5 protein-coding genes are annotated in these 6,332 nt (G+C 69.4%); 4 read left to right on the forward strand and 1 reads right to left on the reverse strand.

Translation table 11 applies throughout. The annotated features are described in order from the left end of the window. From metG to rnc, 4 genes are all read left to right on the forward strand, one after another. Window positions 1-1,369 (forward strand): methionine--tRNA ligase subunit beta (gene metG / locus VKH46_16275; protein ID HKB72395.1); only part of this gene is annotated, 1,369 nt, incomplete at its 5' end. Further along, on the forward strand, window positions 1,366-2,139 hold the full coding sequence (locus VKH46_16280; GenBank protein ID HKB72396.1) for a TatD family hydrolase: 774 nt from the start codon (window positions 1,366-1,368) through the stop codon (window positions 2,137-2,139). The genes metG and VKH46_16280, both read left to right, overlap by 4 nt. Next, entirely contained in the window at window positions 2,136-5,012 is a 2,877-nt protein-coding gene (locus tag VKH46_16285; GenBank protein HKB72397.1) for an EAL domain-containing protein, read from the forward strand. Before VKH46_16280 ends, VKH46_16285 begins: the two co-directional genes overlap by 4 nt. Beyond that, on the forward strand, window positions 5,009-5,722 hold the full coding sequence (rnc, locus tag VKH46_16290; protein HKB72398.1) for a ribonuclease III: 714 nt from the start codon (window positions 5,009-5,011) through the stop codon (window positions 5,720-5,722). Before VKH46_16285 ends, rnc begins: the two co-directional genes overlap by 4 nt. Before the next feature lie 54 nt (window positions 5,723-5,776). On the opposite strand, the gene VKH46_16295 is transcribed toward rnc, so the two are convergent. Continuing rightward, on the reverse strand, window positions 5,777-6,332 hold a 556-nt coding region (locus tag VKH46_16295; GenBank protein HKB72399.1), incomplete at its 5' end, for a hypothetical protein.

Genomic DNA, 6,332 nt, shown 5'->3' on the forward strand with positions numbered 1-6,332 from the left:
CGTCGTGCCGGAATCGCGATTCCACGAGGTCGTGGCGTTCGTCGAGGCGGGCCTGCGGGACCTCTCGGTCTCGCGCACGAACCTGACGTGGGGGATCCCGTTCCCCGGGCATCCCGGCCACGTCGTCTACGTGTGGCTCGACGCGCTGGCGAACTACGTCACCGCGCTCGGCTTCGGCGGCGACGACGAGACGCTGTACCGGCGGTACTGGGAAAACCCCGCGGGGGAGCGGACGCATCTCGTCGGCAAGGACATCCTCCGCTTCCATGCCGTTTACTGGCCGGCCTTCCTCCTGTCGGCCGGGCTCCCGCTCCCGACGCGGGTCGCGGCGCACGGCTGGTGGCTCCGCGACGACAAGAAGATGTCGAAGTCGACCGGAAACGTCGTCCGCCCCGACGCGCTCGTGGCGGAATTCGGCCCCGATGCCCTGCGCTACTTCCTGCTGCGCGAGATGGTCTTCGGCGCCGACGCGAGCTTTTCCGACGAGGCGTTCCTCGAGCGGTACAACGCGGACCTCGCCAACGGTCTCGGCAACGCGGTGTCCCGCGTCGTGCGCCTCTGCGTGAACACGTATGGCGCCACACCCCCGGTGCCGTGCGACGACAACGAGGTCAAGACCGCCGCCGGCCCCGCCGTCGAGTCGTACCTCGAGGCGTTCGACCGGTTCGAGTTCTCGCGCGGGCTGGAAGCCGTGGCATCGCTCTTGAAGCAGGTGGACGGCTACGTCGCCTCGCGCCAGCCCTGGAAGGTCGCGAAGGAGGAGGGGAAGACCGAGCGCCTGTCCCGCATGCTCTACGCCTCGGCGGAGGGGACCCGGATCGCCGCCGCGGCGCTCGCGCCGGTGCTCCCGACCGCTTCCCCGAAGGCGCTCGAGGCGCTCGGCGCGGATCCGGCCGACGGTCCGGGAGCCCTCGCCTGGGGAGGGCTCCCGACCGGCCGTCCTCTCGCCCCCGCGGCGCCGCTGTTTCCGCGCGCCGATCCGAAGAAGTTCTTTCCGAGCGAGGTTCCGATGAGCGAAGCGGCTCCCGCCCCCTCCGGCGCGAAGATCACGATCGAGGAGTTCCAGAAGATCGAGCTCCGCGCCGCGCGGATCGTCGCCGCGGAGCCGGTGCCGAAGTCGAAGAAGCTGATGCGCCTCGAGGTCGACCTCGGCTCCGAGCGGCGGCAGGTCGTCGCCGGCATCGCCACGCGCTATTCGCCGGAGAGCCTCGTGGGGAAGACGGTCGTGATCGTCGCGAACCTGCAGCCCGCGAAGCTGATGGGGCTCGAGTCGAACGGCATGGTGCTCGCGGCGTCGCTCCCGGAATCGGGCGAGCCGGTCGTGCTCGTGCCGGAACAGGACGTCCCTCCCGGAACGAAGGTGAAATGATCTGCGATTCCCACGGCCACCTGCAGATGCTCTCCGAAGCGGAGCGGAGCGCCGCGATCGCGCGCGCCCGCGACGCGGGCGTCGGGAAGATCCTCGTTCCGGGAACGACGCTCGAGGACTCGCGCCGGGCGGTCGAGGTCGCCGAGGCTCACGAGGGGGTCGTGGCGGCCGTCGGGATCCACCCCCACGAGGCGAAGGACTTCGACGAGGACCGGGTGCTCGAGGCCTTCGACGCGCTCCTGCGCTCCCCGAAGGCGGTCGCGGTGGGAGAGATCGGACTCGATTTCCACTACGACCACTCGCCGCGCCCCGCGCAGATCCGGGCGCTCCGCTCCCAGCTCGCGTTCGCCCGGGAACGGGGCCTTCCGGTCCTGCTCCACAACCGGGAGAGCGGGACGGAGATGCTCGAGGCGCTCGCGGCCGAGCCGCGGCGTCCCGACCCGGGCGTCTTCCACTCGTTCACGGAGGATGCAGCGTACGGTGAGCGGGCGATCGCGCTCGGATACCGGATCTCGTTCTCCGGAATGCTCACGTTCAAGGCGGCCGAGAACATCCGCGCCGCGGCCCGGGCGCTTCCCCTCGCTTCGATGCTCGTCGAGACCGACTCGCCGTTCCTCGCGCCCGAGCCGCACCGGGGGAAGCGCTGCGAGCCCGCCTTCGTCGTCGAGACCGCGCGCCGTCTCGCTCTCGTCAAGGAGGTGCCTCTCGAGGAGGTGGCGGCGGCGACGACGTCGAACTTCGACGCGTTGTTCGTCCGGCGGTCGCCGTGATCGGCGCGAGTCCCGAGGGCGGCTACCGGACGATGTTCGAGAGAAGCCGGGCCGTCCAGCTCCTGATCGATCCGTCGACGGGCGCGATCGTCGACGCCAACGCCGCGGCCGCGGAATTCTACGGATACTCGACGGAGGAGCTCGCGGGCCTCGCGATCTCCGACATCAACGTCCTCGAGACCGAGGCGGTTCGCCTCGAGATGGAGCGGGCGGCGGCCGAGGAGATCAGCCATTTCCGCTTCCGCCATCGCCTGAAGTCGGGCGAGATCCGGAACGTCGACGTCCACTCGGGCCCGGTCGTGATCGATGGCCGGGTCCTCCTGTATTCGATCGTCCACGACACGACGGACCGGCGCCGCGCCGAGGACGCGCTGCGCGAGAGCGAGGCGCGTTTCCGCCTGCTCGCCGAGCACGTCCACGACCTGATCGCCCTCGTCGACGCCGAAGGAAAGTTCCTCTACGCCTCTCCCTCCCACACCGACGTCCTCGGCTGGAGCCCCGCGGAGCTCGAAGGGACGCGGGCGTTCGACCTCATCCACCCCGACGACCTCCCGGTCCAGCAGGCGGCCTTTCGGACCCGGCTCGAGACCGGTCGCGCGACCTCGGTCGTCCAGCGGCTCCGGCGCAAGGAAGGCGGCTGGGCCTGGATCGAGAGCGTCGGCGCCTCCATCCCGGGAGCAGACGGCCGCCCGTCGATCGTCGTGGTGACCGGGCGCGACGTCGGGGAGCGGCGCCGCGCGGAGAAGCTCCTGCGGGAGGCCGAGGAGAAGTACCGGACGCTCGTCGAGGGCTCCCTCGCCGGGGTTTACATCATCCAGGACGGCGTCTTCGCGTACGCGAACCCGAAGTTCGCCGAGATCTTCGGGTGCCGGCCCGAAGAGCTGATTGGCGCGCCCGCGGTCGAGCTCAGCGTTCCCGACGACCGGTCCCGCGTCGCGGAGACCCTCGAGCGGCGGCTCGGGGCGGAAGCGGAGAGCCTCCATTATTCGTTTCGCGGTCGCCGGCGCGACGGCACGGAAATCGACGTCGAGGTGCTCTGCTCGCGGATCGACTTCGAGGGACGTCCTGCGATCGCCGGAACCCTCGTGGACGTCACGGAGCGGGAGCGGTCGGAAAAGCTCCGGGCGGCGCTGTACCGCATCGCGGGGGAGACGGCGGCGGCCGAGGACCTGCCCCGCCTGTTCGAGCGGGTGCACGCGATCACCCGCGAGCTGATCGCCGCCGGGAGCTTCGCCGTCGCGCTCGCCGACGAGGCGGGCGGGAACTTGTCCTTTCCGTACCGCGCGGGCGAGGAGGTCCCGGAAGCCCGTCTCCGGACGCTCACGGAAGAAGTCGTGCGCGACGGGGTGGTCCGTCTCGGGTCGGGCGAGGACCCTCGACTCGGCGCCGCGGCGCGCGGCGGCTCGTCGTGTCTCGCGGTCCCGCTGCGGTCGGGCAACCGGACCTTCGGCGCCATCGTCGCCTCGAGCGGCCCGGGCGCGGCGCCGTTCGGCGAGCGCGAGAAGGAGCTCCTCACGTTCGTGTCGCAGCACGTCGCCGCGGCGCTCGAGGCGCGCCGCGCCGAGGACCGGATTCGACATCTGGCGTTCCACGACGCTCTGACCGACCTCCCGAACCGGCTGCTCTTCAACGACCGGCTCACGCTCGCCGTCGCGCAGGCGCACCGCGCGGGAGGACGCCTGGCGGTCATGTTCCTCGACGTGGACCGTTTCAAGGTGATCAACGACTCGCTCGGCCACAGCGTGGGGGACGACCTCCTGAGAGCCGTCGCCTCGCGCGTGGAGCGTCTCCTGCGGGAAGGAGACACGCTCGCCCGGCTGGGCGGGGACGAGTTCATCCTGCTCCTGCCCGAGATCGCCGGGATTGCCGATGCCGTGCGGGTGGCGGAGAAGGTGCTCCGCGCGTTCCGCCAGCCATTCCCCGTCGGGGGGCAGGAGCTCTACATCACCGCGAGCGCGGGCGTGAGCCTCTATCCGTTCGACGGAGATGACGCGGAAACGCTCGTGCGCAACGCCGACATCGCCATGTACCGCGCCAAGGAGCAGGGACGCGACACGTTCCAGCTCTACACGGCCGAGCTCAACGAGCGTGCCCAGGCGCGGATGAAGCTCGAAAGCGAGCTCCGCCGCGGGCTCCGCCGGGAGGAGTTCTTCCTCCAGTACCAGCCGCAGGTCGCTCTGCCGACGGGAGTCGTGACGGGAGTCGAGGCCCTCGTCTACTGGCGGCGAGGCGGCGCGGTCGTCCCCCCGTCGGAGTTCATCGCCGTCGCGGAGGAGACCGGCCTGATCCTTCCGCTCGGCTCCTGGGTGCTGCGCCGGGCATGTCTCGACTGGAAGGAGCGGGAGAAGGCGCGGGCGAAGCGGGTGCCCGTCGCGATCAACCTGTCGGCGCGGCAGTTCTCGCAGCCCGACCTCGCCCGCCGCATCGCCGACGCGCTCGGCGAATTCGCGATCGACCCGAAATGGCTCGACCTCGAGATCACGGAGAGCGTGGCGATGGAGAACGCGGATCAGGTGCTCGAGACACTCGGCCGGCTCAAGGGGCTGGGGGTGCGCCTGACGATGGACGACTTCGGAACGGGATATTCTTCCCTGGCGTATCTCAAGCGGTTCCCGCTGGATACGCTCAAGATCGATCGCGCGTTCGTGCGCGATCTCGCCGGCGAGGGCGCCGACCGGGCGCTGGTCAGCTCCGTCATCGCGCTCGCCCACGGGATCGGCCTGCGCGTGATCGCGGAGGGAGTCGAGACCGAAGAGCAGCGCAAGCTCCTCGCCGGTTTCGGTTGCGACGGCATGCAGGGATTTCTCGTGAGCGGTCCCGTTCCGGCCGAGGCGGTCTCGGCGCTGCTGGACGCGCGGGGGACTTCCGCGTGAGTGTGGCGGAAACCCGCCCGCCGTGGAGCGTCCTGGAGAAGAAACTCGGCTACACGTTCCGCGACCCCGCTCTCCTCGTCCGCGCGCTGACCCACAAGTCGTATTCGAACGAGAACCGGATGCCGCGGGCCCAGCACAACGAGACGCTCGAGTTCCTCGGCGACGCGGTGCTCGGGTTCGTCATCGGTGAGCTCATCTTCAAGGGATTTCCGGCTCTCCAGGAGGGGTCGCTCTCGAAGATCAAGGCGCATCTCGTCTCGGCTCCGACGCTGTCGCAGAAGGCGCGGGACCTCGGCCTCGGGGCCTTCCTGCGGCTCGGGTCGGGGGAGGCGCGCTCGGGAGGGGCGAACAAGGATTCCCTGCTCGCCGACGCCCTCGAGGCGGTGATCGCGTCGATCTATCTTGACGGGAGCCTTCCGGCGGTCGTTCCGTTCATCTCGCGAATGTTCGAGCCGGACATCAACGGGATCGACCTCGGGGACCTGTCGTTCCACGATTACAAGACGACCCTTCAGGAGACCGCTCAGCGGCTGGGTCTTCCGCTGCCCGAGTACCGGGTCCTCGAGGAGATCGGTCCGGATCACGAAAAGACGTTCCTGATCGAGGTCCTCTGGAACGGGGTCGCCTTCGCGCAGGGGAGGGGGACGTCGAAGAAGGAGGCGCAACGGCAGGCGGCGCGGGCGACGCTGGAAAAGCTGGCCCGCCAATAGGGAAAAGCGGAAGCGGCCGGCGAGCGCTCGCCGGCCGCCCCGCTGATCCGAACGCTACGAGGTTTTCGCCGGTTTTTCCTTGCTCATCATCTTGCCCGCCGCCTTGCCCATCGAGATGCTGGAGACCTTGATCGTGTCTCCGGTCATCTCTCCCTTGAGCGTCACGGCATGACCGGCGTGCTCGGCGAGAGCGGGGTCATCCTGATTCGAGATGTTGTAGACCTTTCCGCCGCTCACGAAGACGTACTTCGCACCCTCCTTGATGCACGCCTGGACGCATTCGCGGTCGGTCAGCTTCTTGCCCGAGTGCTCGATCGCCGACTTGTGCGAGGCGCCGCACATGCTGTCGCTGATCTTTCCGTGCCACGTCTGCTCGGCTGCCGACGCCATGGCGACGCCGACGAGCACCGACACCAGAACCCCGAGGATCTTCTTCATGGGCTCTCCTTTCAAAAACAGAGCGGGATGGAAATATTGCAAGAACTGCGCCAGCGGCTTCTTGGGTATGGCCGGGGACTCGTCAGTCAGTTGCCGAAGGAGCGAGGCGCGGCCAGACGCGAGCGAGACGCGCACCCACAGACCGCCGGGCCCGAAGGCGTACCGTGAGCGT

This window comes from Thermoanaerobaculia bacterium (assembly GCA_035260525.1).
GTDB lineage: Bacteria > Acidobacteriota > Thermoanaerobaculia > UBA5066 > DATFVB01 > DATFVB01.